Origin of the sequence: Sorangium sp. So ce1153 (assembly GCF_051521595.1) — a bacterium.
In the GTDB taxonomy this organism is placed as follows: Bacteria; Myxococcota_A; Polyangia; order Polyangiales; family Polyangiaceae; genus Sorangium.
Genome location: NZ_CP150361.1, coordinates 8,055,466 through 8,079,310, shown reverse-complemented (window position 1 = coordinate 8,079,310; position 23,845 = coordinate 8,055,466). Strand labels below are relative to the sequence as shown.

Genomic DNA, 23,845 nt, shown 5'->3' with positions numbered 1-23,845 from the left:
GCAGCGAGGAGCAGCGCGCCGCCATGGGGCGATCCGGCAAGGAGCAACGAGCAGGAAGCGTATGTCCCACATCGCCTCTTGACGCGACGCAGGAGCACCGGAGGCGTCAGTAAGGCTCCGCCTGACGCCCGAGATGCCGAAAGAAAAGTTTACCTCGGTTGCACATCATGGGGAGTTGAAATTCACGTTTCGAGACATGGCAGAAGTGTGTTACTAGATCTCATGCTTCTTTCCCCGCTCCTGGAGGTCGTCTCCGGGGTTGCGGGTGTTATCAGGTTTACTTAGCCAGGAACTGGTCGCGAGTCGGCACCTTACGTTCGGCTCCCGCGACGCTCGTCACTTGCGGCCTCATCGCCCCGGCCCGTTGCCCGGTCCCGGGCGTCCGGGCCTGCTGGGCCCGGGGAGGCCAGAAGAGCGTACCGCGAGGGACTGTCTTGCTCCGACTCACCATCTCTCCTGGCGTTCCTTGGGAGGACAGAATGAAGAGCTCGCTTTTGGGGATGCTTGCGGATTCGGGCTTCCGGCTTGGGCTGTGCGTCGCTGCGGTGCAGGCGGCCACGCTGTGCAGCTGCGTGGCGTCGTCGGAGGACACGGGCCAGAGCGATGAGGTCGAGGTCACGGACGAGGAGGCGTTCGCGGCCACCGCGAGGCCGGTGGACACGCACGGCAGGCTCCAGATCGTGGGCAAGGAGCTCCGGAACCAGTACAACGCCCCGGTCCAGCTGAGGGGCATGAGCCTGTTCTGGAGCCAGTGGGGCGGCTCGTTCTACAACGCGAACGTCGTCAACTCGATCGCGGACAGCTGGGGGGCGACCGTCGTCCGCGCCGCGATGGGCGTCGAGTCGGGCGGATACCTCACGAACCCCGCGGCCGAGAAGGCCCGGGTGAAGGCCGTCGTGGACGCGGCGATCGCCAAGGGCATCTACGTGATCATCGACTGGCACGATCACAGCGCCTCGTCTCACACGGCGCAGGCCAAAGCGTTCTTCACGGAGATGGCACAGACGTACGGTAACCAGCCCAACGTCCTCTTCGAGATCTTCAACGAGCCGGACGGCGAACCCTGGAGCGAGATCAGGACCTATGCGAACGAGGTGATCGCCGCGATCCGCGCCACGGGCTCGAACAACGTGATCATCGTCGGCACGCCGACCTGGTCGCAGGACGTGGACATCGCCGCCAACAACCCCATCACCGGCTACTCGAACATCGCGTACACGCTCCACTTCTACGCCAACACGCACCGGGACAGCCTGCGCGCCAAGGCGCGGACGGCGATGGACAAGGGCCTGGCCCTGTTCGTGACCGAGTTCGGCACCTGCGACGCCTCCGGGAACACCGGGCTCAACCTCACCGAGTCCCAGACCTGGATCAACTTCCTGAACACCAACAAGATCAGCTGGGCCAACTGGTCGCTGTTCGACAAGAACGAGACGGCGTCCGCGCTCGTGCCCGGCGCCAGCACCAGCGGCCCCTGGCCGGACGCGCAGCTCACCGAGTCGGGCAGGTGGGTCAAGGCAAGGATGCTGGAAGGCAGCGGCGGCTCCGGCGGCAGCAGCAGCAGCAGCAGCAGCGGGACGGGCGGCAGCGGCGGCGCGGGCGGCAGCGGCGGCGCGGGCGGCAGCGGCGGCACGGGCGGCGGGACCACGACCTCCGGCTTCCAGTTCACCGTGCCGTACTCGAGCGTCAACCGCTGGTGGATCCAGGTGAAGGTCGTCGAGCCGGGGCACACCATCCGCAGGGTCACCGCGAAGGTGAACAGCAACACCTATGAGCTCCCCCTTCAGTCGTGGGGCGAGTACGCCATCAGCAAGGAGGTCCCCGCGGGCACGCGGGTGGTCTTCACGGCCACCGACGAGCGAGGCACCTCCGCGACCCACACGTCCAACCCCTGGCCGTGAGGTACCTCCCGCGGCGCGAGTAGCTCAGGAAGGCCCCCGCGGGGGCCTTCCTCGTTTCGAGCGAGCGCCGCCGCCGGGCGGCGATGCCTGGAAAGCCGCGGACCCCCCGCGAGCGCGCGGCGGCCCGGAGCTCAGCGCCGGGCCGCCGGAACGGCCGCGGCGAGGTTGCCGCCGACCGCCGTCCGGAGCTCGGCGAGCGCGGTCCGGTAGTCGCGCACGAGGCGCAGGAGCTTGACCCGCGCGGCGTCACGACGCTCTTCGAGGCTCAGCGCCTCCAGCGCGTTGATCTGGCGATTGTCGAGCGCGCGCGCGACCTCGACCCCGGCGCGCTCGGCGGCCGGGAGCGCGCGGGCCCTGAACTCCTCGACCAGCGCCCCCGCCGCGCGCACCTCCCGGAGCCGATCGCGCACCTCCCGCGCGACCCGCTGGACCTCCGCGGCGAGCATCCGCTCGGCCGCGACCGCGTCCGCGTCCGCGGCCTTGATCGCGCTGGAGTGCGTGTCGAAGAGCGGCAGCTCGAGCCCCGCCTCGAACGTCCAGCCGAGCGGGTCGCGCGTGGCGGGCGTGAACTCGTAGCCGACCTCGATGAACGAGAGCCACGGCCAGCGCAGCGCGCGCGCGAGCGAGCCCTCCGCGCCCGCGGCGTCGACCTCGGCGGCCGCCGTCGCGATCTCCGGGCGGCTCCGCAGCGCCGCCTCGACCAGCGCGTCCTCGGGCAGGAGCGCGACGAGCGGCGCCGACCCGAGCGGCTCGCCCACGAGGCGCACCGGCGCGTCGGGGTCGAGCCCGACCCGCTCGAGCAGCGCCCCGAGCGCGGCCCGGCGGCGCGCGCGCGGCTCGGCGCTCTCCTCCGCGGCCACCGCGGCCGCCAGCGCCGTCATCGACTCGTCGACGGCCGTCCCGCGCGCGGCGCCGACCAGCGCTCGCTGCTCGTCCGCGAGCTTCCGGCGCGTCGCGGCGACCGCGTCGAGCGCCTCGATCTCGGCGTCGATCAGCAGCACGTCGTCGAACAGCCAGCGGACCTCGGCCTCGAGCTCGAGCTCCGCGGTCCGCGTCTCCGCGCGCGCGACGGCCACGTCCGCGCGCGCGGCGTCCGCGGTCGCGCCGGCCTCGCCGGGCCTGGGCGGGCGCACGCGGACGGCTGCGCTGATGCGCGGCTCGCGGTCGAGATACTGGTCGAGGCGGATCTGAGAGATGCGGATCTCCGGGTTCCGGTAGGTGCCCGCCGACTCGGCGGCGACGCGCGCCCGGGCCGCGCTCTCGCGCGAGCTCATGGCCGTGAGCGTCGCGCTCCGCTGCTTCGCCATCGCCACCGCGTCGTCGGCGGTGAGCTCGCGCGGCGCGGCCCCGCGCGCCGCCGCTCGGCCCGCGCCCTCGCGCTCGCTCGCCTTCGACTCCGCCTTCGCCGCACGGTACAGCGCGACCGCCCGGTCGCCCGCCTCGAGGCGCGCCGGCGCTGCGCACGCGGCGAGCGAGAGGCACGCGATGGTCGACAGCACCGACAGCGTCCGTGCGCCGATCAGTCTTGCCATGGCAGCTCCAGGAACGAGGGCGCCTCGGCGCCTGCGTCAAACACGACGATCAGGTTGCCGGACGACAGCGAGAGCGAGATCCCCTCGGGCTTCAGGCCCGGGAAGCGCCGCACGAGCAGGGGCGAGAGGACGCCGGCCTGGGGGCGCGGGACGCGGAAGAGCGCCCCCGCGTCGCCGTCGGCGGTGGACGGCGTCGACGTGATCGCGAGCGAGCCGTCCGGGAGGAAACTCAGATCGGAGATCCCGCCCGGCGTGGGCGCGCCGCCGAGCTCGACGTCGACGCGCGCGCGCGCCCACAGCGAGAGCCCGGCACCTTCGAGCCGGTTCGCGTCGAAGAGCGCGCCCGGCGCATCGAGCTTCCAGATGAGCGCGTTGCCCTGCGCGTCGAGCGGCGACTTGAGCCCGAAGTAGAGCGCGCCGTCCCGGTAGGCCATGCCCTCGATCTCGAGCGGGCGCGTGCCGCCCGGCAGCCCGAGCCCCGCGAGGACCGCGGGGCCCGCGGCGTCGAGCAGCTCCGCGAGGTGGACCTCGCCGTCGACGCGGAAGCCCCGGCCGTCCGGCTTCAGCCGGAGCAGCGCGGTGCGCGCCGTCTTGCGCTTGCCCTTCGCGCTGTAGCCCTGCGACGAGAGCAGGTACACGTCGCCGCCGTCGCCCGCCGTGATCGACTCGATGTCGACGAGCTGCTTCACGCCGGTCACCGGCACCGGCTCCGGGGCGACGGCGCCGGCGGCGGACATCGCGAACAGCCAGGGCGCGCCCTCGTCGTCCTCGTCCTTCTGGCCTGTGTCGTCGCTGACGAGCAGGTATCGCCCCTCCGCGGGGCGGGGCAGGACGCCGGACGGCTCGAAGCGCGACCGCTGCCGCAGCGCGGCCGGGACCGTCATGCGGAGCGTCTCGGCGCCGGCGCGCTGCGCCGCCGCGGGCACGACCGGCGACGCCGACGCCGCGGGGTCGCCCTGCGCGGCCTGCGCGACGGGCACGGCGGGCAAGCCCGGCGCGGCGGGCAAGCCCGGCGCGGCAGGCCCCGTCGGGCGCTCGAAGGTGACCTCGAACGCCTGACCGGCGAGTAGATCGACCGGCTGATCGAGCGCGATCTGGACGTCGCGGCCCCACGCCGGGAGGTTCAGCGAGGCCCAGCAGCGCGTCGGCAGCTCGAGCACCACCGGGCCGACCGTGACGGCCCTGCCGATGAGCGGCGCCCCGCTCCGGCCGCGCACCCAGGCCTTCGCGACGTAGCCCGCCTGGACATCGAGCGCCGCGCGCTCCGGGACGCAGGCGACGATCCGGCCCCTCGAGCTGACGATCTCGACGATCGGATCGCCCGGCACGGCCACGTCGCCCGGCCGTTTGCGGATCGCGGAGACGCGCCCGGCGTGCGCCGCGCGCAGCACGGTCTGGGAGCGCAGCTGCTCGAGCTGCTCGATGTCCCGCCTCGCCACCGCGAGATCCGCCTCGATCTTCGCCGTCTGCGGGCCCGCCTGCTCGCGGAGCTTCCTCCGGCGATCCTCGGCCGCCGCGATCTGCGTGCGCAGGAGCTGGATGGTGCGGGGCTTCTCGCGCGCGATCGCCGCGACGCCTGCGCGCTGCACGTCGAGCGAGCCCAGATCGTCGATGCTCGCCTGGCGGTCATCGACCATCCGCTTCACCCGGGAGATCTCGCCGGCGAGCACCTCGCCCTCGGCGCTCGCGCGGCGCTGCTCTTCGACCTCCCGCGCGAGATCGCGCTGCAGCCCCTCGACGTTCGTCGCGATCTCCTCCTCGAGCCGCGCGACCTCCGCGGGGATCATCGCCTGGAGGCGCGCCTCCTCGGCGCGCGCCACCGCGAGCTCGGCGTCGACCGAGCCGCTCTCGAGCGTGACGATCACCTGGCCCGGCGCCACCTCGGCCCCGACCTCGACGTCGATCGACTTCACGCGCCCGGCCTCGATGACGGCGATAGCCTCGATGTCGGCCTGCGCGAAAGCGAGGATTCCGTCGCTCGGTCCCGCGGAGAAGTGCAGCCACGCCGCGAGGCCGAGCGTGCCCAGCATGGTGAGCGCGGGGACCGCGGCGGAGAGCGCCGCTCTGGTTCGGCCGGAGAGGTTCATTGATCAGAGGTCCAGCGTCGGTTCCTGGAGCATCAAGCTCACGTCCTCCACCCCGGGCACCCCCTGCAGGCTCGTCACGAGCTGGACCCGCAGATCGGGGTGGTGCACGCTGATCTGGTAGGCGTGCTCCATGACGGTGCCCTGCGCGGCCTCGCGCAGGGTCACGAGCGAGAAGGTGCGGCAGTGCTCGCGGAGGATGCGCGCGATGCTGCCGGCGATCTCCGCGCCCGCCTGCCCGGCCGGCGCGACGAACCGCAAGAGCCCGTCCGGCTGCCGGCGCGACCCGTACCCGGTCACGTGCAGCAGCAGCGACGCGGCCGAGAACATCACCGCGCCGGCGATCGCCGCGCCGTAGGCCTGCGCGCCGCTCGCCATCCCGATCGCGAGCGACGCGAAGACGAACACGACGTCGCGCGGGTCGCGCATCGTCGTGCGGAACCGGATCGCCGTGACGCCCCCCGCGACCCCGATGCCGGCCGCGATGTTGTTGCCGACGGCGAGCATCAGCGTGCACGTGATGATGCTGCCCATCGCCATGCTCTGGACGATGGTCCGCGAGTACGAGAGGCCGCGGAACGTGAGCATGTAGACGCCCGCGATGCCCTGCGTGAGCCCGAAGGCGACGAGGAGGGCGACGACCGCCCGGCGCCACTCGACCGTCCCGCCGTTCGACAGGGTCGACAGCCAGTCCATCACGGCTGCAGCCCTCCGTCGAACCGGGCCGCGCGCGCTTCCGGGAGCGTGAGCTGCGCGTTGACGCCGTAGCAGTACTTGGAGAACGAGCGCCGGACGAGCTCGAGGCGCCGCACGAGCGCCGCCATCCACGGCGGGGGCCTGCGCTCGAACTTGAGCTCGAGGACGCAGACCGGCTCGGGCGTCGCGGTCTGGACCGGGTGGTCGACGGGGCGCCACCCGCGGGCTGGCGCCTCGAGGTCGAGCGTGTCCCGGCGCTGGCACACGATCTTCCGATCGAACGTCAGGCGCGCGTAGGTGTCGATGGTGCTCTCGTACGCCTCGCGCTCGTAGTCGATGAGCAGCACGGGCCGGAGATCGTGGCGGTGGACCGCGCCGAGGAACTTGTCCGCACCCTTCCGCGCGTTCGGCGCGAGCTTGTCGAGCGCGGCGGGGCGGCCGCGCTCGAGCAGCTCTTGCCAGCCGGCCGCCGGCGTCACCGCGCGCGATTTCACGATGACGTCCTGCACCCGCCGCTTCACCTCGAGGAAGACCGGGCTGGTCTTCCCGGGGTAGCTGCGCACCCGCACCTTGAAGCGGTCCCGCTGCTCGCGGTCGTTGGCCCAGTAGAGGTGAAACCCGCTCGTGTCGAGGTAGAGCGAGCGGATGCGGTAAACGCCGTCCGCGTCTGCGTACCGATCCCGCCGGCAGATCCCGCGCACCGCGTCCCGGATCGCCGGCACGAGCCGCTCGGGCACCAGGTACTTGAACTCGTATCGTTCGATGACGTCCAGGATTCGGCCCTCCTCGACCGTCAAGGCCAAGCCTGCGACGCCGGCGCGCACGTCGCAGAATTGTTACGGTAGTTAAGTTATGATGACACAAATGCGACCGCACGCCGCAAGCGGAATCCTGCGCAAGCCACGGAAATCTCCGTGCTTTCCCCGTGCATTCCATTGGCCCCGCAGAGCTACAGCAGGAGCGATGGTGCGCCGCTCAGCGCAACTCGGGCTCGCGCTGGCGCTGCTCGCCTCGGGCTGCCAGGGCTCGACGCCGCCGCCCGCCGTGCGGACCTCGGGCTGCCCCCGCTGCGGCGGGGTCACGCAGGCAGGCGCGCTGCCGCGGGGCGACCTCGACGAGTGCTCGGGCGCCGTCGCCGGCAGCACGCACCCGGACGTACTTTACCTCCACAACGACTCCGGCGACGGCCCTCGCTTCTTCGCGATCGGGCTCGGCGGCGCGCTGCGGGAGGAGATCGAGGTGGCGGGCGTGGAGGCGATCGACTGGGAGGACGTCGCGCGCGGGCCGTGCGGCGCGGGCGACGGCAGCTGCCTGTTCTTCGGCGATATCGGCGACAACGACCGCGAGCGCGACGGCTATGCGATCTACGAGGTGAGGGAGCCGGACGCGCTCGGGGGAGCGTCGCGCGCGCTGACCGCGGCGGTGATCCCGATCCAGTACCCCGACGGGAGCAACAACTCGGAGACGCTGCTGGTCCACCCGGTCACCGGGGCGATCACCCTGGTGACGAAGGTGAAGGACGACGAAGCGTCGGGCGTCTACGAGCTCGCGACGAGGCCCGGCCCCGGCGTGCGGGCGACGCTCGTCGAGGCGGGCGCGATCCTGCCGCCGACGGGGAGCGAACGCTTCACCGGGGGCGACGTGCGCGCGGACGGCACGGGCGTGCTGCTCCGGACCTCCACGCACGTCTTCTTCTATCCCATGACGCCGGACCAGACCGTGGCGCAGGCGCTGGCCGGCATGCCCTGCCAGATGCCGGTGGCCGACGAGGAGCAGGGGGAGGCGGTCGCGTGGCTGCCGGGCGGATGGGACTACGTGACGATCGGCGAAGGCAAGCAGGCGCCGATCCACCGCGTCTCCTGCGAGGCGCCCTGAGCGGCGTCGCCCTCGTGCGCGCGCCCGGCCGGACCGCCGCGTCGGACGGGCCGGGGCGCGCGGCGGGGCTCCTCAGTCGCCGCGCGCCGCGCCGTCGAGGAGGCGCTCCATGCGAGCGCGCATGCCCGAGAGATCGCGCTTGAGGACCTCCAGGTCCGCCCTCCAGTCGAGCAGCTCGGGCCCGTGCGGGCCCTCCTCATGCTCAGCGTCTTGTCGGGATCCCACGGGATGAGGCGGAACGTGCCCGAGGTGGGCTCTTCGTAGAAGAAGAAGTTGTGGTTGGTGCTGGGGCCGTCCTCGCCGACATAGAAGGTCGTGACGCCGTCCCAGTTCAGGATCGTCGTCGACGGCCATGTAGCGTTTCCGTGTAGAGACCGCAGGTGGTGCGCTCGTGGACGTGGGTGGGGTCGCGTATCATCGCATGAAGGTTCAGGCGCTTCTGCCGGTAGAAGCGCTGGTGCCCTCGTGATAACAACGCGATATGATTGCGATCTACACGCCACGACGCGCGAGCATGGTTTTCTTGAGCCTCTTGCTGCTCGGCTGCGGCGACAGCGAGGACGACGGGAAGGGCAGCGGCGGCGCCGGCTCCGCCAGCACGAGCGCCGGCGCCGGCGGGGGAGGGGGGAGCGGGGGAGAAGGCGGCAGCGGAGGTGGCCCGGCAAGCCTCGACCCGCGCGTCGAGGCGTGCTTGCGGATCAACGCCTGTGACGCGGACGGCGGGACGCCGCTGGGCATCCACGCCTGCCTCGGCCACGAGCTCGATCAGCGATGGGCGTGGGCGACCACCGGGCCGAGGAGCCTCGGCCTCGCGGCCATGGACTGCAAGCTCGCGGCGGCCGACTGCGCCGGCGTCCGCGCGTGTACGCCGGCCGCCGAGGCGTTCGCCGAGGCATGCAGGGACAAGGCCGGCGCCGACCTGTGCGAGGGCGATACATGGGTCTTCTGCGACGAGCTGGGCGCGCCGCTCGCCGCGATGGACTGCGCGGCCGCCGGGCTCTCCTGCTCGTCGGATTTCGTCGCCGGGTGCGGCGCCGAGCCGTGCGATTACGCCACCACGTCACCCTCGTGCGACCCCGCGGACAGCGACGTGCTCATCGAGTGCAGCGCCGCCGGCGTCCTGACCCGGGTCCACTGTCCGAGCCAGTACAACCTGGTGCTGGTGAACAGCACCGAAGGGGAGAAGGTCTTCTCGATCGCCGGGGAGACCTGCGGCTTCGACGAGCAGCGCGGCGCCTTCGGCTGCGTGGGCACGGGCGAGGCGTGCAGCTTCTTTTCCCAGCAGTGCGACGGCGCCGTCCTGGAGACCTGCGCGGGCGGCAAGCTGAGCCGCCGCGACTGCGCCGCCGAGGAGCCGGACGGCCAGGGCTGCGGCTTCATCCAGAGCGGGCAGTTCGCCGGCGCGGCCTCTTGCGGGCTGGTCGGCGGCGCGTGTGACCTCGGCGACAACGAGGCGTGCGACGGGGCGGTCCTCCGTTTCTGCGACCTGGGGAAGCCCGCAGAGGTCGATTGCCGGGCGGCGGGCTACACCGGCTGCGCCACGGCCGAGCAGGGCGGGCGCACCGTCGCTCACTGCACGCCGTGAGGACGCCCCCAGATCTCTCCGCAGATGGCGCCCGGCGAGGAGGCGCTTGATCGGGCCGACGACTGCTCACGCGCGAAGGCCCTTCTCGGCCGTGAGGGTGTGTCGGCCCATTCACAAGATGTCCGGAGCGCGAGGTGGGCAGTGTGATCCCCTACCTGTTCCATGACGCTGTCGTGCCCACGTGCTGCGCGAGCTTCGCTGATCCGACCGCGCTCGGATTTCATGAGGAGCGACGGGAGCCCTGTGCCATGGTGCCCGCCTGGCCTTCCGTGAAAGCGGAGCAACCTTGACAGCGGAGCGGCCCTTTGCGCTCCCGGGCCCCGCTCGCCACGTACACGGAAGGCCGCCCGGAAAGAACCGCATGCTCAAGGTGCCCGACCTCCTCGCCGTCCTCCAGCAGATCGTGCGACGGGCCATGGCCATCCCTCCTCGGGCGCCGCGCGGCAGCCTGCTCCTCCGTGAGGGGCGCCGCTTCGCGGTCCGGGCGCTCCTGGGGTTTGACGGGCTGCGCGCGCATGCGCTGTACGTGCCGGCTGCTGCGGCGCTCGCCGGCGGCGGCGCCGCGCTCGCCCCGGAGGCGGCGCCTGACGCGGCGCGCGGGGGTTGCGTCGTCGACGCGCACGCATGGTACCGGGCGTACTCGCCTGGCCCCGTCGCGACCGAAGGCACGATTCCCGAGGGCGCAGGCGTGCTTGTCGCGCCCATCCAGGTGTGCGGAGAGCTCGTTGGCTACCTCGCCATCGAGCAGCCGACCCTGCAGCCGCCGGACGCGGAGCGCCGCGCCATGATCGAGAGCATCGCGGACGCCGCCGGCGACGCGCTGGAGCGGAACAGGCTCTATGACGACAAGGCGAGATCAGCGCAGGAGATCCGCCTGTTCGAGAAGCTGCTGAACGCGGCGGGCACGACGGTCGAGCTGCACGACCTCATCGAGACCATCGCCCATGGCATCAAGAGCGTGCAGCTCGATCCGGACTGGAAGGAGGTGGAGCTCTGGGTCCTCGAGGAGGACAGCCCCGCGCCGGACCGGGGCGAGCTCCGCGCCCGCGTGTACCGGGCCCCGTCGTCGGAGCCGACGACCTACTGGCAGAACATCCGCGCCGGCGCCGTCAGCGCCGGGCGCCCCCTGGGCGTCGCCGTGGACTTCCGGACCGGGCACGGCGGCGACGGCGAGGGCTCCCAGCGCGCCCTGCTCGACGAGGCGATCCGCCGGCGCATGTCCGGCATCCTCATCGCGCCGGGCAACCCCGAGAGCGCGGAGGAGGCGTTTCGACAGGCAGCGGACGCGGGCATCCCGGTCGTCGTGATCGACGCGCCGCCGATCGCGGGAAGCCGGGCGCAGCTCTACATCGGGACGGACAACGTCGCGTCGGGCAGGCTCGCGGCCGAGATGATGATGCGGCTGCTCCCGGGCGGCGGCGCGGTCGCGGCCCTCGGCGCCGTGGACCTCGCGCGGAACGTCGGCGAGCGCGTCGACGGCTTCCGCGCGGCGGCGCTCGGGCCGCCCCTGTCGAACCTCACGGTGCTGCCGACGATCGCGTGCGACTGGGATCTCGCGAACGGGATGAGGCTCGCTGCGGCGGCGCTCGCGGAGCGGCCCGACATCGCCGGCGCCTTCGGGGCCGCCGCGGACAACGGGCCCTCCTGGGGCTTCTCCGCGAGGGCCGCGGGCAGGGGCGGCGATCTCAAGGTCGTCGGGTTCGACCTCATCTCCAGCACCGTCGCCCTGCTCCGGCAGGGCGCGATCCACGCGACGATCGTGCAGCGCGAGTACGACATGGGCTTCCGCGGCGTCGAGGTGCTCCACCGGATGAACGCGCAGGGCATCGCGCCGACGCTCGCCGAGCTGCCGCCCTCGCGCGTCCTCCACACGGGCGTCGATTGCGTCACCCTCGAGCGGACGCCGTGGTCCACGACGCTGAGCGACTACCTCACGCGCGACGCGGCCCGCCGCGTCGCGAACGAGCGGGGCGGCCGGGACCCCTCCGCCGCCCACCCGACCGAGATCATGCTGATCGGGTTCCCGCCCCCCTCGCGCACCGTCGTCGAGGACCAGGTCTCGATCCCGGCGCGCTCGCTCGTGGGCCGCGCGCTCGGCGCGGGCAGCCCGCTCGTGATCGACCCGGACGAGGGCGACGCGCGCGCGGACGCCGCCGTCTCCGCGGCGCACGCCGGCGCGCGCACGCTCGTCGCCCTGCCCTTGCAGGCCCGGGGCAGCGTCCTCGGCGCCCTCGTCCTGAGCAGCGAGCGCAGCGCGGCGTGCGGCGAGGACGACGTGTCGTTCCTGGTCCGCGTCGCCGGCACGGTCGCGGTCGGCGTCGAGAACGCCCGGCTGTTCCGCCGGATCTCCGAGCGCAGCGCGGCGCTCGAGCGCGCCAACCGGCAGCAGGCGGCGCTGTTAGAGACGATCCGCGAGCTCTCGAGCCCCGTCGTGCCGATCGCGGAGGGCATCCTGGTGATGCCCGTGATCGGCGTCATGGACGCCGAGCGCTCCGGCCACTTCATCGAGTCGATGCTCCGGGAGATCGACGCGCGGCGGGCGCAGGTGGTGCTGATCGACGTCACCGGAATGGCGATCGTCGACGCGGCGGCGGCGTCGCAGCTCGTCCAGGCGGCGCGGGCGGCCGCGCTGCTCGGCGCCGAGGCGGTGCTCGTCGGCGTGCGGCCCGGCGCCGCGCAGATGATGGTCGAGCAAGGCCTGGACCTCGGCGCGATGGTGACGCGCAGCAACCTGGCGCAAGGCTTCAGGTACGCGCTCGCACGGACGCGCGGCCGCGCCGCGGCGCGCGGCCGCGGCGCGGCGCGCGGCTGATCGCGGCCGCGCTACCCCGCCCCGGCGGCGGGCGGCGACTCGGCCGGGCGCGGCGCCGCGAGCCGCGCGTCGCCCGCGCGCCGCGCTCGCCGCTGCTCCTGGACGATGTGAACCACCTGGTCGAAGACCACGGCGACGAGGATGACGCTGCCGATGATGACGAACGTCCAGTTCGGGTCGAGGCGCCAGATCCGCCGCACGCCGCCGTCGTTGTACAGGACCTGGAACATGTTGATGCCGTTGTCGATGACCCGCATGATCGCCGAGCCGACGAGGATCCCGAGCGCGCCGCCCTCGCCGCCGCGCAGCGAGCAGCCACCGAGCACGGCGGCGGCGATCGCGTAGAGCTCGTAGCCGATCCCGACCTGCTGCGACATCTGGCCGATGTACGACGCGTAGCAGACGCCGGCGATGCCCCCCGTCGCGGACGAGATCACGTACGTCGCGACCTCCACCCGGGTCACGTCGATGCCCGAGTACTCGGCGGCCTCGCGGTTGCCGCCGAGCGCGTACATGTAGCGGCCGAGCACCGTGAAGTGCAGCACGTAGGCGCCCACGGCGAGGACCCCGAGAAAGATGACGACCGGGTACGGGATCAGCGCGTTGCCTCGGTAGTGCAGGAGGCCGTCGTTGGCGAGGCGGAGGAACGGAGAGCTGCCGAAGCTCAGCGTCCCGCCCTCCGCCACCGTCTGCGAGACGCCGCGGATGAGGAGCATGCCGCCCAGCGTGACGACGAACGGCTGCAGCTTGAGCCGCGTGATCAGCAGCCCCTGCGCGAGCCCCACGAGCACCGCGGCGGCGAGCGCCACCGTCACGCCAAACCAGAGCGGGTAGCCCAGGCACCCCATCCCGGGCGACGAGATCTTGGCGATCAGGACGCCGGTGAGGCCGACGACCGAGCCGATCGACAGGTCGATGCCGCCGGTGATGATGACGAGCCCCATGCCCATGGCATAGATGCCGAGCATCGCGATCTGCCGCGTGGTGTTGATAACGTTGGACTGCCCGAGAAAATCGGGGTTGGAGATGTAGAGCCCCGCGCACATCAGGACGAGCACGAGGCTCATGCCCAGCTCACGTCTCATGCCGTCACCTCACCTTCCGTGCCTTCCGCTTTCCCCGTCATCAGCGTGGCAATGCGCTCCTGGGTCAGCCCCTCGCGCTGGAGCACGCCCTTGATCCGCCGCTCGTGCATGACGACCACGCGATCGCTCATGCCGAGCACCTCCTCCATGTCGGAGCTGACCATCAGCAGCGTGATGCCCGCGTCGGCCAGCGCGGCCATGTGCCGGTAGATCTCGGCCTTGGTGCCCACGTCGATGCCGCGGGTCGGCTCGTCCAGGATGAGGACGCGCGGGCTCATCGACAGCCATTTCCCGAGGACGATCTTCTGCTGGTTGCCCCCGGAGAGGTTCACCGCGCGCTGGTCGAGCGTCGGCGTCTTGATGCGGAGCCGGTCGACCTCGGCGCGCGCGACGCGGCGCTCGGCGTCGCGGCGGAGCCAGCCCCACCGGCTGTAGCTGGCGAGGTTCGGCAGCGACGTGTTCTCGACGAGCGTCATCGGCAGCACGAGCCCGTGGCGCTTGCGGTCCTCGGGCGCGAGGTACACGCCGCGGTCGATGGCGTCGCGCGTCGTGCGCGGCAGGTAGGGCTTGCCCTCGAGCGTCATCGCGCCGCCGAGCGCCCGGGTCGCCCCGAAGATCGCCTGCATCAGCTCGGTGCGCCCCGAGCCGACGAGCCCCGCGAACCCGAGGATCTCCCCGCGCAGCGCGGTGAAGCTCACGCCCGCGGGCGCGCCGGGCGCGATGAGGTCGCTCACCACGAGCACCGGCTCGCGCGGCGGACGCTCGCGCTTCTCCGGGAAGTAGTGGCCGCTGAGCTCGCGCCCGACCATCATCGCGACGATCCGGTCGTGCGTCGCCTCGGCCCGCGGGAGGTCGCCCACGTGCTTGCCGTCGCGCAGCACGGCGATCCGGTCGGACAGGCTCAGCACCTCGTCCATGCGGTGGGAGATGTAGATGATGCCGATCCCCTCCGCGCGGAGCTTGCGGACGATGCCGAAGAGCTCCGCCGACTCACCCGCGGTGAGCGACGACGTCGGCTCATCCATGATGATGATGCGGGCGTTCACCGAGAGCGCCTTGGCGATCTCGACCATCTGCATCTGCCCCGCGGTGAGTGCCGAGACGGGCGTCGTCGGCGTCAGCGAGAGTCCGACGCGCCTCATGAGCGCCGCCGCCCTCGTGTTCAGCTCATCACGCCTCAGCCGGACCAGCAGGCGGCCGTTCGACCCCTCGTTGCCAAGGAAGATGTTCGCGGCGATATCGAGGTTCGACGCGAGCATCAGCTCCTGGTGGACCAGCGCGATGCCGAGGCGCTTGGCCTCGCGCACCCCGTGCAGCGCGACAGGCGCTCCGTCGATGACGATCTGCCCCTCGTCGGGTGGGTACGCCCCGCCGAGGATCTTCATGAGCGTGCTCTTGCCCGCGCCGTTCTCTCCCATGACGGCGAGCACCTCGCCGGCGCGCAGCGAGAGCGAGACGCCGGCCAGCGCGGTGACGCCCGGGAACCGCTTGACGATCCCCCGCATCGCGAGCAGGGGGGCGGGATCGGGGCCGGTGGGGAGTTCGGGGGGGAGCGTCATCCAGAGGAGCGAGCGCTCGAGCGAGGCGCCAGGACGCTCACGCCGACGGCGTCGCGGCCCTGGCTGGCGAGCTCCCAGAAGCTCTTCTGATGATTCACGGCAGTCCTCCTCGGTTCGTCCACACCCAGCGTGCGTCGATGACGACGTCGCGGCTCCGCGACATCGGTGATGCCCCGGAGCGATGCTAACGACTCACCTCGACGATGTCGCGCCTCTTGTGAGCGACCCAGGCGGATCATCGCGGCGACGCGCCGGGTCGCCACTCTCGGCAGGCGCGGGGTGCGCGAGCTCACCAGATCTCGACGGCGAGCGGCGCGAGGCACATGGAATGGTCGGTGCGAATCTCCTGCTTGTGGGGTCGCAGTTGAGGATGTGACCGCGAGGCGGCGACGTGGTGCGCGACAGGCGCAACCGGGGGTTATGTCGGGATCGAGCGGACACGGAGGAGGCCGAGAGCTCTCGTCCGCGCCCGGGCGGCGATGTCGCGCTCGCGGCGGCGAGGTGCCGCGCGCCGAGCGACGCTCGGCGCTGGCCCCCCTGGATCCACCCCTGTGGTCAACCCTTGTCGCGGGAGGCGGTGTGCACGGGAGTCGGGCTCCCGAGCCGAGGCCTGTGGATCTGCAGGCTCAGATCGGGCCGGCGGTCCCGAGCGAACGGCGGCAGCGCCTCGGCTTTGCCGCTCGCGGCGGAGCGCTGGATGGCCTGCATGACGCGGACGTCCGCGAGGCCCTCGACGCCCGACGGCTCGGGCTCCGTGTCCTCCTGGATGCAGCGCGAGAAGTAGACCAGCTGGGCGGCGAACTGGTCGCGATCCTCGAAGGTCTGCTCCTGGGTCTTGCCGTCGATCGTGAGATGATGCCTTATCGGGCCTGCGTAGAAATAGGCCTGCTCGACGCGGAGGTCGCCCCTGGTGCCCGTGATGCGGTACGACGCCACGGTCGCGAGCCCCTGGCTCACGGTGAACGTGGCGACGCCGCCGCTCGGAAAGCGCAGGGTGGCCGTGGTCGACTCGTCGACGCCCTGGGCGGGCCCCTCGCCGAGCTGCTGGCTGGCGCCGACCACCTCGATCGGCTCTTCTCGGAAGAGGTGGCGGGCGGCGTTGATGCAGTAGCAGCCGAGATCGAAGAGCGCCCCTCCGCCGAGCTCGCGGCTGGTGCGGATGTCGCCGGGGAGCACCGTGTGCGAGAATGACGAGGTGAATGCCCGGACCTGACCGAGCTTGCCAGAGCGGACGATGTCGATCGCCCTGAGGTTCGCCTCCTCGAAGTGGAGCCGGTAGGCGGTCATCAGCTTCACGCCGGCGAGCCGGGTGGCCTCGATCATCGCCGTGCAGTCCTCCTCCGTCATCGCGAGCGGCTTCTCGCAGAGCACGTGCGCGCCCGCGCGCGCGGCGCGCTCGGTGAACTCGCGGTGCAGGGAGTTGGGGAGCGCGATGAACACGGCGTCGACCCGGGCGCGCTTCAGGACGGCCTCGAGCTCGGCGTAGCCGCCTCGCTCCGCGACGCCGTAGCGCTCGCCGAGCACCTCGAGCTTCTCGGGGCTACCCGAGACGAGGGCGACGAGCTCCGAGCTCTCGGCGGCGCTCGCGAACGCCGGGAGGATCGCGACCTGCGCGATGTTGCCGAGGCCGATGACGGCGTAGCGGATCTTCCTGCGCTCGTGTTCCATGGCCCCCGGGCATACCGTGGGGGAGCCGCGGAAGCCAGGGTGGGTAACGAGGCGTGCCTCCGGGATCCCTCTCCCCAACCCCCGATCCAAAACATCGCCAATCCGGGCGAAAGCCTTGACCTGCAGCGGTCGCGGCGCCGGCGCTAGGGATCGGAGGTGGCGAACGAGATCGTGGTTCCGCTGCTCACCCGGCGCGCGCGTGGTGCGCCTCACGCGCGTCACGCCAAGCGAGCGCGCTCTTCGGCACGCTCACCGTGGAGCTGGCGGGAGCGGTCTGCTCACTTGACGTCACGGCACGTCACTCACCTGGAGACGGAAAACGATGGCCAACATCGTCGATGACATGACGAGGCGATTGCTGAGCGACGCGGGCATCAGCGCAGGGATGCGCGTGCTCGACGTCGGCTGCGGCCGCGGGGACGTCTCGCTGATGATCTCGCGGCTGGTGGGGGAACAGGGGCAGGTCCTGGGCCTGGACCGAGACGTGAGCCCGGTCGCGGCTGCGCGCGAGCGAGCGCGCGAGCTCGGCCTCTCGAATGTCGCGTTCGCGGAGGGCGATCTCGGCGAACCCTTGCCCGAGCACGGCCTGTTCGACGCCGCCGTCGGGCGGCGGGTGCTCATGTACCAGCGCGATCCCGTCGTCGCCCTCCGCGGGCTCGCCCGCGCCGTACGGCCCGGTGGGCTCGTGGTGTTCCAGGAGAACGACGCGTCGATGGGGCCGGCGTCCTCGAAGCCGCTGCCGCTGCACGACCGTGTGCGCGGCTGGATCTGGCGCACCGTCGAGCGCGAGGGGGCCAACATCCACATGGGCTTCGACCTCGCGTCGGTCCTCGAGCGGGCCGGGCTCACCGTGGAGCACGTCCGCGCCGAGGCGATCGTGCAGACGCCAAGGACGCTCTTCCCCACCGGGCTCATCGTCCGCGCGATGCTCGCTCGCATCGTGCAACAAGGCGTCGCCTCCGCAGAGGAGATCGAGGTCGACACCCTCGAACAGCGCCTCGCGGAGGAGCTCCAGAAGGCGAACGCCACCTATGTTGGCGAGATGGTCTTCGGCGCGTGGGCGCGAAAGCCAGCGTAGCCTCTCGAGGTGAACGTCGTCTGTCCAGGAGGGGGCGGGTCGCGTCCTTCAAAGGAGGCCCGGCGGCCTGTCCGCCGGGCGAGCACACCTCGCCAGGCGCCCGGGCCACCACGAGCCGTGCACGCCGAGGACGCGCGCGCTCACTCGCCCGCCGGGCTCCCGGGCTGGTAGGGGCGCGACGGGGTGACCCCGCTGACGAAGAAGACGCCATCGAAGGCACGGAGCGGGCTCAATTTCTGGAAGCTGCCCTGCCAGCGGCTGTCGATGTCGTCCTCCAGCCACGCGCGCGCCTCGCCGGACGCGGTGCGCAGGTCGAGCAGCAGCGCGCTCGAGGAGCGCGCCTCCGCGGCCTCCGCCAGCGCCTTTTCCAGGCACCGATCACACTGGCTCGTGGGGATGAAGTCGGGGGGCCATTGCTCCGGAGGAAGCGGGGCTCCCGTCGGGCCCAGGATCGTATCCATCGTCCCCGCGATGAGGACATAGTCGTCCCCGAAGCGCTCCGCGATGAACTGGCCCGCGCCCTTGGTTCCCAGCTTTCCGAGGGCGAGGTCTCCCACGGTGACATCGACCTCCGTCTTCAGCAGGTGGAAGTTGTGGGCGTAGACCATCGTCTTCCCGTGACGGGACTGCACCCAGGCGAGGTTCTCGGCGAGCGCGAGCTCTCGAGTCTCCCTCCCTTTGAAGTACACCTTGTAGGCCTCGACGTCATCCAGCCGCATGAGGTGGCGCCGGTCGATCGTGAGCTCCGGCAGGCGGTCCTTGTAGATCACCTCGAGCACCCTCATGTTCTCGTCGAAGTAGACGATCGCCGGGTGCGCCTGCCTCGACCGGAGGTCCCGGAGCATCTGGCTGGCCAAGAGGCCCGCGTGAGAGGCCCACGCGTGCTCCTCGCTCGAGCTTGCGCTCGTGTAGGCTGCCTCGTTCGCCGCGAGGCGCTCGTTCAGCCGCTCGACGCCGTCCTCCAGCGCGGCCTGATCGTCCTCGCTGAGCTGCTCGAAGCTGACCGAGGTGAAGCCGTCCAGGTAGTTGCCCGGGATGTGATCCTCGCCGAGGCGCTCATAGTACCGTTGAACCTCCTCGGTCACCTCGTTCGCCCTCCCGGCGAGCGAAAGGAGCTCGCTGAGCTCTGCCTCCGCGTACGCGGGGTCCACCTTCGCGAGATAAGGCGCGAGGAGCTCCAGCGCGGTCACCGGAGCGTCTCCGCGGACGGTCAGGTCCATCCCGTAGTAGTGGACGTTGTCGTCCGCGTCTCGCTGGCTCGCGTTGTACGTCCTCATCCATTCGAGCATGCCGCGGACTTCCTCGTACAGGCCGGCTCCGTGGGTGAAGCCGCCGAGCATCGCGTCCTCGACGGTGACGTCCGGGTCTCCCTGGACGTACCTCTCGGCCAACCGCCCCTCGATGATCCCGGACTCCAGGACGATCGCGCGGAAGCCCTTCCTCTCGACCAGGTACTTGAGCAGCCTGATCCGCATCTGGTTCAGCTCGTGCAGGACATGGGCGCTCTCCCCGAGCCCCGCGACCTTCGCCGATCCGAGGAGGTCGCCGAAGGCCTCCATGTCGGCGTCGTCCTCGACGGGATCCGTCGTCGTGATGGGCGTGGCCTCGCGAATCACCCAGGCGGTGCCGCCGGCAGGCGGATCGAGCGGCTCGCCAGCGGGCTCTTGCCCGCGCGGGTCCGTCTTGCCGGGCGAGGAGAAGCTCGCGCTGGCGATGCGCGAGGGGCGCGGGGTGCTCGCCTGGGATCAGGCGCTCTGGCAGTGGGGGGTCGAGCTCCAGGGGCTTGGCTACCTGCTGGCGGCGTTCCTGACGGTGCGCCGCTACCGCGCTGCGGTCGCCGGTGAGGTCTCGAACGTCGACCGGATCAACCTCCGCTGGCTGCAGTGGCTCCTGGGCGCGTTGCTCGTCCTCTGGCTCGGGTCGATGTTCGCGCGGATCAGCCCCGTTCCCGTGCTGGGCTATCTGCACACCGGGCTGATGGTCCTCATCTACATCATCGCCTACAGGAACGCGTCCGAGCCGCAGGTCGTCCCGGCGCCGGGCGGCGGCGCCGAGGCGAGGGAGCCGGCCCCGCTGGCGAGGGCGGGGGAGGCGAGCGGGGCCGCGAGGCTCGAGGAGCCCGGGCCCGCGTCGAGCCCGGGCGGCCCGCCGGAGGCGCTGCTCATCGCGCCGGGGGCGCCGCTCATCGCGCCGGGGGCGCTGGGCGGGGCGGGCGCGGCGGGCGCGGCGGAGCACGGGTCGGCTGTCGCGGGGAGCGCCGAGGTGCGGCCGGCGGCGGTCAAGTACCAGAAGACGCGGCTCAAGGAGAGCCAGGTGGCGCAGATCGAATTGCAGCTCACCGCCCTGCTCGATCGCGAAAAGCCGTATAGAGACCCCGACCTCACGCTCTCGGGGCTGGCGCGGCGCCTCGGCGTGCCGTCACACCACCTGTCGCAGGTCCTGAACGACCGTTTCGGCAAGAGCTTCCACGATGTGGTGAACCTGGCCCGCGTCGAGGAGCTCAAGCGGCGGCTGCTCGATCGAGACCTGTCGGCGGAGAAGATCCTCGCCCTGGGGATGGACTGCGGCTTCAGCTCCAAGTCGACGCTCAACGCCAACTTCAAGAAGCATACGGGCCTCACCCCCAGTCAGTTCCGCGATCAGGTCCTCCGGACGGCGCGGCGCGCCGCGGATGAAGGACGTCGCGCCGGCGATGCGACGCCTCCGTGAACACCGCTGCCCTTTCCAGCGCGAGCTCGGTCGAGGCCTGGGGAGCCGGTCGCCGGCCGGCGCCGGCCTCGCTCAGCTCAGCGTGTCGAGCACCTCGGCGAGCGACCCGGCGACGATGGCGCGTTCAAGCCACCGTTCCAGCGTCTCCGGATCCTTCTCGGCCAGGATGCGCTCCCGCGCGGCGTCCGGCACGGCGATGCCGCGAACCCGGAGCGCGGTCAGCACCGCACGCGCTGCCTCCTCGGCGCGCCCCTCGTTGCGCCCCTCGTTGAGGCCTTCCCTGCGGCCTTCCTTTCGCTCCTCGGCCCGAAGCTTCCGCTCGTACTCCTCGAACCACGCCCGGATCTCTGCGCTCACCTCGTCCTCCTTCTCGATCGTCGGCTCCTGGGTTCCGAGCCGGAAGTGTACCAGCAGCGGCTTGGCGATGCTCTTCTCCCAGGCATCGTCCGGCAGCGCCGCCAGGTCGGCCAGCGCCTCGCGCAGGAGGCGGCCTGAGCCGAGCAGCCGCAAGAGCAGCGTCGCGCGCGTCCGGGGCAGCTCCGCGAGCACCACGACGCGCATCACCAGGCCCGGCACGGCGTGGTAGACGCCTGCCTGCACCGGCTCGCACCGGTAGGCGTCGAGCACCGTCTCAGGACGCCCGGGGCTGATGACGACCAGCGCCGGGAAGTCCACCGCCGGCTGCGGCGGCGCGTCGGCGTCCGGGTCCGGCGCGGCGGAGCCGGCTGCAGCGCGGGCGCGGCGTTCCAGCTCGTGGTGCCACGTCAGCTGCTTGCGCAGGCACCGTCGCACCAGACGCAGGCTCGGCGTGCCGCGGAACGGCTCGAATAGGCTCGGCTCTGCCGCGAGCTCGCCGAGCAGGCCCATCCCGGCGCGCTCGGCCTCGCGTGCGGGGTCAGGCACGCTGTAGACATCGATCTTCTGTGTCGCCGCCAGGACCTCTACCTCGGTCTCCGCCGCCGAGACGAGGCTCAGTCCGTCGCGCAGCAAGCTCTTGGCGAAGTGGTCAGAGCGGTTGTGCATCGGAGTGCGACTCTAATCCATGGCCGGGGCGTGAGCCAGCGGTGTTTGAGCGGAGATGCGAATTCAAGAATGTGCGATTCATGATGCGACCATCAAGCTACACCCGTAATCGATCATGACAGGACAGGCACTTGCCGGCATGGGCAGTCAGTCGTGTGGGAATCGTTGAGGGGGCGTGATATTTTTCGTGGGCCGGTGAGGAATGAGCGCGTTGCCCGGATCGTCGGTGAACGCTCCCGCCCCATCCGGGCCGGTGAGCTCGAGATCCACGAGCGCCTCCGGCGTGCGACGATCCCGGAAGGAGCGACGCTCCCGGCGATCGCCGCCGCCGCCTCCGACAGGCCGGTAGACGGCGACCTGCTTGATGCGGAGCGGCCCCGCAGGAGGAGAGGCATCTGCTCGTTGCAGGGCGAGAAGGCCGAGAGCGCCCTCCTGCTCGGCCGCCGTTGCGCGCCCCGCGCGGGTGCTAGGGTGGCGCTCATGTCGAACGTGCTCCGAGCGACGCTCCTGAGCCTCTTCGGCAGCCTCGCCCCCGGCTGCGCCTCCCCGGGCCCGCCCGCCGCGACGGCGACGCCCGAGGCGCCCGGGGCGCCCGCAGATCTCGTGATCAAGGCCGGCGTCGTCCGGACCATGGACCCCGCGAAGCCGCGCGCCGAGGCGGTCGCCGTGCGCGGCGAGCGGATCGTCTACGTGGGCAGCGCGGCCGACACGAAGGCCTTCGTCGGGCCGGGGACGCGCGTCGTGGAACTGCCGGGGCGCGCGGTCGTGCCCGGGCTCGTCGACGGTCATGGCCACCTCTACGGGCTCGGGATCGCGCTGGAGACGCCGAGCGTGCGCGGCGCGAAGAGCGTCGAGGAGGCGGCGGCGGTCGTGGCCGAGGCGGCGAAGGCCCGCCCGAGGGGCGAGTGGATCACCGGGCGCGGCTGGGACCAGAACCTCTGGCCAGGCGCCGCGTTCCCCACGCACGGCCCGCTCGACGCGGCGGCGCCGGAGCATCCGGTGGCGCTGCGCCGCGTCGACGGGCACGCGCTCTGGGCGAACGCCGCGGCGATGCGCGCGGCCGGGGTCGGCAGGGGCACGCAGGATCCGCCGGGCGGGCGCGTCCTGCGCGACGCGGCGGGCGAGCCGACGGGCGTCTTCATCGACAAGGCGATGGACCTCGTCGAGGCCAGGATCCCGGCCGACCCGCCCGCCGTGCGCGAGCGGCGCATCCTGCGCGCGGCCGAGGAGGCGCTCTCGTGCGGGCTCACGGGCGTGCACGAGATGGGCATCGACGACGAGACCGTGACGGCCTACCGCGCGCTCGCCGCCGCCGGGCGGCTGCCGATCCGCGTCCACGCGTACCTCGCGGGCGAGGGGAGGCTCGAGGGGCTGAGGGGGCGCGCGCCCGACGTGGACGCGACGGGCACGGCGATGTTCGTGCTGCGCGGGGTCAAGCTCTTCGCCGACGGCGCGCTCGGCTCGCGCGGCGCGGCGCTCCTCGAGCCGTACGCGGACGAGCCCTCGACGAGCGGGCTCTTGCTGATGGAGCCCGACGCGCTCGCGCGCGCGGCGCGGCTCGTCGCGGACGCGGGCTTCCAGCTCGCGGTGCACGCGATCGGCGACCGCGCCAACCGCGCCGCGCTCGACGCGTTCGAGGCGCTCGGCCCGGGGCGGGCGGCGGCGCTGCGGTTCCGGGTGGAGCACGCGCAGATCGTCTCGCCCGACGATCTGCCGCGCTTCTCGGCGCTCGGCGTGATCGCCTCGATGCAGCCGACGCACGCGACGAGCGACATGCCGTGGGCGCCCGCGCGGCTCGGCGCCCATCGCCTGAAGGGCGCGTACGCCTGGAGGTCGCTGCGCTCGTCGGGCGCGCGCCTCGTGTTCGGCTCGGATTTCCCGGTGGAGGACGCCTCGCCGCTGCTCGGCATGTACGCGGCCGTGACCCGGCAGGACCTCTCGGGCCAGCCCCCGGGCGGGTGGATGCCCGAGGAGCGGCTCGACCTCGACGAGGCGCTCCTGGCCTTCACCGCGGCGCCCGCGTACGCGTCCTGGGCCGAGGGGCAGAGGGGCCGGATCGCGCCTGGCTACGTGGCCGATCTGACGGTCCTCGGCCGCGATCTCTCGCCCGATCGCTCGCTCGTCGATACGCCGATCGACATGGTGGTCGTGGGCGGCCGCGTGGCGCGCGCCGGCGCCCCGGCGCTTCGTCCGGACCGCCATCCGATGTCACGGCCGACGCAATGAAAGCAGGAAGGA

At 72.1% G+C, this 23,845-nt stretch carries 17 protein-coding genes and 1 pseudogene; 7 read left to right on the top strand and 11 right to left on the bottom strand.

The features are described 5' to 3' along the window. Positions 1-500 precede the first annotated feature (500 nt). On the top strand, positions 501-1,901 hold the full coding sequence (locus WME85_RS29100) for a glycoside hydrolase family 5 protein (protein WP_437825839.1): 1,401 nt from the start codon (positions 501-503) through the stop codon (positions 1,899-1,901). A gap of 131 nt (positions 1,902-2,032) precedes the next feature. Here WME85_RS29100 and WME85_RS29095 read toward each other — a convergent pair whose 3' ends face one another. The 4 genes from WME85_RS29095 to WME85_RS29080 are packed head-to-tail and all read right to left on the bottom strand — an operon-like array spanning position 2,033 to position 7,010. Next, a complete protein-coding gene (locus tag WME85_RS29095) occupies positions 2,033-3,433 on the bottom strand; it encodes a TolC family protein (protein ID WP_437825837.1) in 1,401 nt (466 codons plus the stop codon). Beyond that, the gene (locus WME85_RS29090) at positions 3,421-5,520 is read right to left on the bottom strand and encodes an HlyD family secretion protein (RefSeq protein WP_437825835.1); all 2,100 of its coding nucleotides are present in this window, start codon (positions 5,518-5,520) and stop codon (positions 3,421-3,423) included. The genes WME85_RS29095 and WME85_RS29090 overlap by 13 nt, the downstream gene beginning before the upstream one ends. A 3-nt stretch (positions 5,521-5,523) precedes the next feature. Further along, complete coding sequence (locus WME85_RS29085; protein WP_437842376.1) at positions 5,524-6,213, bottom strand: DUF4956 domain-containing protein; 690 nt, start codon at positions 6,211-6,213, stop codon at positions 5,524-5,526. Continuing rightward, positions 6,213-7,010, bottom strand: coding sequence for a polyphosphate polymerase domain-containing protein (locus WME85_RS29080; RefSeq protein WP_437825833.1), 798 nt, complete (start codon positions 7,008-7,010; stop codon positions 6,213-6,215). The genes WME85_RS29085 and WME85_RS29080 overlap by 1 nt, the downstream gene beginning before the upstream one ends. A 166-nt stretch (positions 7,011-7,176) precedes the next feature. Between WME85_RS29080 and WME85_RS29075 the strand changes: the two genes are divergently transcribed. Further along, positions 7,177-8,088 carry a hypothetical protein gene (locus tag WME85_RS29075; protein WP_437825831.1) on the top strand — a complete coding sequence of 304 codons (912 nt, stop codon included), beginning with the start codon at positions 7,177-7,179 and terminating at the stop codon, positions 8,086-8,088. Between the two features lie 72 nt (positions 8,089-8,160). Here the strand turns inward: WME85_RS29075 and WME85_RS29070 are convergent, their stop codons facing one another. Further along, the gene (locus WME85_RS29070) at positions 8,161-8,313 is read right to left on the bottom strand and encodes a hypothetical protein (RefSeq protein ID WP_437825829.1); all 153 of its coding nucleotides are present in this window, start codon (positions 8,311-8,313) and stop codon (positions 8,161-8,163) included. A 298-nt stretch (positions 8,314-8,611) separates the two neighbouring features. Between WME85_RS29070 and WME85_RS29065 the strand changes: the two genes are divergently transcribed. After that, the gene (locus WME85_RS29065; RefSeq protein ID WP_437825827.1) at positions 8,612-9,673 is read left to right on the top strand and encodes a hypothetical protein; all 1,062 of its coding nucleotides are present in this window, start codon (positions 8,612-8,614) and stop codon (positions 9,671-9,673) included. A 361-nt stretch (positions 9,674-10,034) separates the two neighbouring features. Then, the gene (locus tag WME85_RS29060; protein WP_437825825.1) at positions 10,035-12,485 is read left to right on the top strand and encodes a substrate-binding domain-containing protein; all 2,451 of its coding nucleotides are present in this window, start codon (positions 10,035-10,037) and stop codon (positions 12,483-12,485) included. A gap of 11 nt (positions 12,486-12,496) precedes the next feature. On the opposite strand, the gene WME85_RS29055 is transcribed toward WME85_RS29060, so the two are convergent. The 3 genes from WME85_RS29055 to WME85_RS29045 all read right to left on the bottom strand — a co-directional run bounded on the left by WME85_RS29055 (position 12,497) and on the right by WME85_RS29045 (position 16,797). Next, positions 12,497-13,570 carry an ABC transporter permease gene (locus WME85_RS29055; protein ID WP_437825823.1) on the bottom strand — a complete coding sequence of 358 codons (1,074 nt, stop codon included), beginning with the start codon at positions 13,568-13,570 and terminating at the stop codon, positions 12,497-12,499. Beyond that, the gene (locus WME85_RS29050; RefSeq protein WP_437825821.1) at positions 13,567-15,129 is read right to left on the bottom strand and encodes a sugar ABC transporter ATP-binding protein; all 1,563 of its coding nucleotides are present in this window, start codon (positions 15,127-15,129) and stop codon (positions 13,567-13,569) included. The genes WME85_RS29055 and WME85_RS29050 overlap by 4 nt, the downstream gene beginning before the upstream one ends. 555 nt (positions 15,130-15,684) lie before the next feature. Next, entirely contained in the window at positions 15,685-16,797 is a 1,113-nt protein-coding gene (locus tag WME85_RS29045; RefSeq protein ID WP_437825820.1) for a Gfo/Idh/MocA family protein, read from the bottom strand. 322 nt (positions 16,798-17,119) lie between these two features. On the opposite strand from WME85_RS29045, the gene WME85_RS29040 reads away from it, so the two are divergent. Next, positions 17,120-17,875, top strand: coding sequence for a methyltransferase domain-containing protein (locus WME85_RS29040; protein ID WP_437825818.1), 756 nt, complete (start codon positions 17,120-17,122; stop codon positions 17,873-17,875). 140 nt (positions 17,876-18,015) lie between these two features. Here the strand turns inward: WME85_RS29040 and WME85_RS29035 are convergent, their stop codons facing one another. Then, complete coding sequence (locus WME85_RS29035) at positions 18,016-19,491, bottom strand: erythromycin esterase family protein (RefSeq protein WP_437825815.1); 1,476 nt, start codon at positions 19,489-19,491, stop codon at positions 18,016-18,018. On the opposite strand from WME85_RS29035, the gene WME85_RS29030 reads away from it, so the two are divergent. Next, positions 19,475-20,584, top strand: coding sequence for a helix-turn-helix domain-containing protein (locus WME85_RS29030; protein WP_437825813.1), 1,110 nt, complete (start codon positions 19,475-19,477; stop codon positions 20,582-20,584). The genes WME85_RS29035 and WME85_RS29030 overlap by 17 nt on opposite strands. Positions 20,585-20,656: 72 nt before the next feature. Here the strand turns inward: WME85_RS29030 and WME85_RS29025 are convergent, their stop codons facing one another. Together WME85_RS29025 and WME85_RS29020 are read right to left on the bottom strand one after the other, a co-directional pair. Beyond that, entirely contained in the window at positions 20,657-21,607 is a 951-nt protein-coding gene (locus WME85_RS29025; RefSeq protein ID WP_437825811.1) for a hypothetical protein, read from the bottom strand. A gap of 207 nt (positions 21,608-21,814) precedes the next feature. Further along, positions 21,815-22,029, bottom strand: a pseudogene (locus WME85_RS29020) (DUF2403 domain-containing lipoprotein); the annotation flags it as partial. Positions 22,030-22,087: 58 nt separating this feature from the next. Here WME85_RS29020 and WME85_RS29015 point away from each other — a divergent pair. After that, complete coding sequence (locus WME85_RS29015) at positions 22,088-23,833, top strand: amidohydrolase (protein ID WP_437825810.1); 1,746 nt, start codon at positions 22,088-22,090, stop codon at positions 23,831-23,833. The last annotated feature ends 12 nt before the right edge of the window (positions 23,834-23,845 follow it).

Bases quoted from the DNA above. Each gene is read 5' to 3' on its own strand.
- WME85_RS29025 (WP_437825811.1), bottom strand. From the start codon at position 21,607: ATGCACAACCGCTCTGACCACTTCGCCAAGAGCTTGCTGCGCGACGGA.
- WME85_RS29090 (WP_437825835.1), bottom strand. From the start codon at position 5,520: ATGAACCTCTCCGGCCGAACCAGAGCGGCGCTCTCCGCCGCGGTCCCC.
- WME85_RS29075 (WP_437825831.1), top strand. From the start codon at position 7,177: ATGGTGCGCCGCTCAGCGCAACTCGGGCTCGCGCTGGCGCTGCTCGCC.
- WME85_RS29040 (WP_437825818.1), top strand. From the start codon at position 17,120: ATGGCCAACATCGTCGATGACATGACGAGGCGATTGCTGAGCGACGCG.
- WME85_RS29015 (WP_437825810.1), top strand. From the start codon at position 22,088: ATGTCGAACGTGCTCCGAGCGACGCTCCTGAGCCTCTTCGGCAGCCTC.
- WME85_RS29100 (WP_437825839.1), top strand. From the start codon at position 501: ATGCTTGCGGATTCGGGCTTCCGGCTTGGGCTGTGCGTCGCTGCGGTG.
- WME85_RS29050 (WP_437825821.1), bottom strand. From the start codon at position 15,129: ATGACGCTCCCCCCCGAACTCCCCACCGGCCCCGATCCCGCCCCCCTG.
- WME85_RS29095 (WP_437825837.1), bottom strand. From the start codon at position 3,433: ATGGCAAGACTGATCGGCGCACGGACGCTGTCGGTGCTGTCGACCATC.
- WME85_RS29045 (WP_437825820.1), bottom strand. From the start codon at position 16,797: ATGGAACACGAGCGCAGGAAGATCCGCTACGCCGTCATCGGCCTCGGC.
- WME85_RS29060 (WP_437825825.1), top strand. From the start codon at position 10,035: ATGCTCAAGGTGCCCGACCTCCTCGCCGTCCTCCAGCAGATCGTGCGA.
- WME85_RS29055 (WP_437825823.1), bottom strand. From the start codon at position 13,570: ATGAGACGTGAGCTGGGCATGAGCCTCGTGCTCGTCCTGATGTGCGCG.
- WME85_RS29085 (WP_437842376.1), bottom strand. From the start codon at position 6,213: ATGGACTGGCTGTCGACCCTGTCGAACGGCGGGACGGTCGAGTGGCGC.